Annotated in this window: 4 protein-coding genes; all 4 read left to right on the plus strand. The window is 59.1% G+C overall.

Annotated elements, in window-relative coordinates:
- On the plus strand, nt 1-106 hold a 106-nt coding region (locus ACFYX0_RS47190), incomplete at its 5' end, for an IS3 family transposase (RefSeq protein WP_388981878.1).
- A 613-nt stretch (nt 107-719) separates the two neighbouring features.
- Complete coding sequence (locus tag ACFYX0_RS47195; protein WP_388981871.1) at nt 720-1,274, plus strand: CatB-related O-acetyltransferase; 555 nt, start codon at nt 720-722, stop codon at nt 1,272-1,274.
- Between the two features lie 80 nt (nt 1,275-1,354).
- The gene (locus tag ACFYX0_RS47200; protein WP_388981873.1) at nt 1,355-2,095 is read left to right on the plus strand and encodes an SDR family oxidoreductase; all 741 of its coding nucleotides are present in this window, start codon (nt 1,355-1,357) and stop codon (nt 2,093-2,095) included.
- A 343-nt stretch (nt 2,096-2,438) separates the two neighbouring features.
- Nucleotides 2,439-2,906 (plus strand): hypothetical protein, encoded by a 468-nt coding sequence (locus tag ACFYX0_RS47205; protein WP_388981876.1) that lies wholly within the window; start codon nt 2,439-2,441, stop codon nt 2,904-2,906.
- The last annotated feature ends 347 nt before the right edge of the window (nt 2,907-3,253 follow it).

A 3,253-nucleotide genomic window follows, 5' to 3' on the forward strand; every position in this document is an offset into this window, starting at 1 on the left:
CGCTTACTACAACGCCCGCCGACGCCACAGTGCGCTGGGCTACCTCTCCCCGATGGAGTTCGAACAGCAGCACCACCAGACAGCTAGACTCTCCCGCGCAGCATGAACCCCTGTGTCCACACTCCGGGGGTCACCTCACCAGGGCCGCGAGCAGGCCCTGCGCGCAGGTGGCATCCACAGCGGTGTCGAAGGCGCGAATGTCCTCCCCCTGCGCCGTCGCGCAACGGGGTCACGGGTTCGTCCCCGCCGCCGTCCGGAACCTGCTGCCATGCACGCTCTCGCGCACCGCGAGCCAGCGACGCAGGTGGTCCGGTGCGGCCCGGCGGATCGTGCAGTGTCGTCCCGCCGTAGCGCGGCAGCCCTGGGATATCAACACCCTCCGTAGAACTTGATTGCTTCCTTAGGGTGGAAAGAGGAGGAGGTGGAGAGGTGCGCAAGAGATCCGGGTAATCATGTCTACCAGCAGTTAATAATCAAGGAATCCACTTCAGGCAGGGGAACTCTCCTGCTGACAGTATTGTCCTTATATGAATTATCGCTTCTTGTGAAATCAGGGATCCTGTCCGCTTCTAGCCGAGAGCAGCATCGCCATGCCTGATGGTTCTCATTGGTCGAGGCCGCAGTACCTTCATGAGGTCGTAACCAACCCTAACATCCACGTGGCAGGAACTCGCAGTTACTACAGCCACGCCTGGTCCGGCGACTTCGAGGGGTCCGTGGTGCGTTACCTCCACGGAGATGCCTACAGCCGAGAGAACCGGAACTGGGTGCCACCCTGGCCCATTGACCAACTGCATATCGGCGACTATGTGTGCATCGGAGCCGAAGTTGTAATCCTCATGGGCGGCAACCATCTTCATCGCATGGACTGGTTCAGTCTCTATCCTTTCCGCGACGTTCGCGTCGACGCTTATCAGGGAAAGGGGGACACTGTCATCAAGGATGGTGTCTGGATCGGCATGCGCGCCATGATCATGCCTGGCGTAACACTAGGCGAAGGCGCCGTAATTGCTGCTCAAAGTGTAGTCACCCGGGATGTGCCGCCCTACACCCTTGTGGCCGGCAGCCCTGCACGGGAAGTCCGGAAGCGCTTCGCTCCGGAGGTCATCGACCGGCTCCTGGCGCTGGACATCTACAAGTGGAGTGACGAAAAATTCGAGTCTCTACGTCCGGTTGTCTGCGGATCAAGTATCGACGCCCTCGAGGAGATGTCCCAGGCCTGGGACATCTCAAGTCTAACGGTCCATAGAAATGCAGCCGCCCCTGTGGGGTGACCTCACCCGTAAATACGCGCAGCCAGAATCAGAATCACGAGGTACGGGTCCCTTCTAGACGCTTCAAGGAGGAAACAGGGATGTGTCACATTCCTTACTCTCGTGTCGCTCTCGTCACCGGTGGGTCCGGCGGGATCGGTAGCGCCATAGTCAGACGACTGGCGGAAGAAAAGTTTTCTATAGGTGTTCACTACGCAGAAAACAAGGACACGGCCTACAGCCTGGTGGAGGAGATCGCGTCGCGTGGTGGTCGGGCTATCGCAATCGGCGGCGATGTCGCTGACGAAGACGCGATGGCTGCAGCCTTCAATGAAGTCGAAGTTGAATTCGGGGGAATCGACGTCCTCGTGCACACCGCCGGTATCATGCGGTCCGGACCAATCGCGGCCCTGGACCTGACTGAGCTCGACCAAATCCACCGCACTAACATCCGCGGCACGTTCGTCGTCGACCGGTTGGCAGCCCGGCAACTACGCGCCGGCGGAGCAATCATCAACTTCTCCACCTCCATGACCCGCACGCAATGGCCCGCCTACGGTGCATACGTCACGAGCAAGGCGGCTGTTGAGGCAATTACTCTGGTGCTTGCCCGTGAGCTGCGCGGCAAGGACATCACGGTCAATGCTGTCGCCCCCGGCCCTACCGCCACCTCGATGTTTTTCAGTGACAAGAACGAGACAACCATCGGCTACCTCACCAATGCCGCACCGCTTGAGCGTCTGGGACGCCCTGAGGACATGGCCGAGATAGTGGCCTTCCTCGCAGGACCGGCGCGCTGGGTAAACGGCCAGGTACTGTTCGGCAACGGTGGTCTTGCCTGAACTAAATCCTTGCCGATCACACAGCAATCACAAAACCGCTGATCACGCGGCTCTGATCAAACCTCAGAGGAGCTGCACCCTTTTCGGATTGCGTCCTACGTTGAGCACGTTCGACACGCCGCGCGAAGGGTGAGAGTCAAGGCTCGGTGTTGAATGCGCATCACGCCTGGTCGCCGGTATCTTTAGCTGATGCTACATCAGGGCAAAGTGATGACTCGCATCCCTCCGACCTACAGGAACGTGGACCTCCGACTGTAATGCCAGTCAATTGATCCGGAAACTTGAATGTAAGCCCCTCGAAGAAGGGTTAGGGGATCAGAAAGTGAACAAAACGAGAACCAGGGTGATCGCTAGTGCGGCATTTGCTTTGATGGGCGTGCCAGCCATCGCCTCACCAGGAACGGCTGCTACCAGGGATGTCGGTACAGAGAAACTATACCTGACGGTCTCTGGAACCACGCAGTACGGGTATCCGTTTACATCTAAGAAGGCGGGGGACGAATTCGGCGGCAGCGGGAAAGTCAGTGAGAGGAACACCGCAGTAGCCGACGGGAAGTTCTCGTACTACTGCAAAATCACTGCTGTCAGTACCGCTCCCAACACGCTCACCAGCATCTGTCACGCCGCGCTGGACCTGCCCAAAAAAGGTCAGATCATGCTCGAGGCACTGGTCACCCAAAAGGCTGGCACTTCGGGTTTCCGGATGGCGGTCACGGGTGGAACAAACAGCTACGAATTTGTAAGGGGTCATGCTGACTTCACTGAAACACCACCACCCGCGAGAATCGTCGTCTCTCTGGTCCATCCATAAAGACGCTGGCGGGTTTGCCTCGCCGAGGGTGGGGGTCACGAACTGGTTTTGAATGCGCGCATCACGCCCAGCCAAGGTTTCGGCGCAGTCGGGTGACGCTCGGTTCGTGGCAATGTGATGGCTTTCTGAATCCCGGCTCCGGACGCTTACGACAGGAACCGGCGAAGTGCCGTCGCGACCTCGGCGCTGTACTCGTCACTTCGTATCAGAAGCTCCCGACCCGCCGCCGAGGAGAAGAAGTCCACATCTGGCCTAACCTCGATTCGTCAGCGGTCGCGATTGCCTGATGAGGTTGATGGTTCGCCCTGTTTGTCCCGCGTGATCGCGGGCGGGGCCTTCGCGTGTCG

This window comes from Streptomyces sp. NPDC002573 (assembly GCF_042889625.1).
Lineage (GTDB): Bacteria > Actinomycetota > Actinomycetes > Streptomycetales > Streptomycetaceae > Streptomyces > Streptomyces gibsoniae.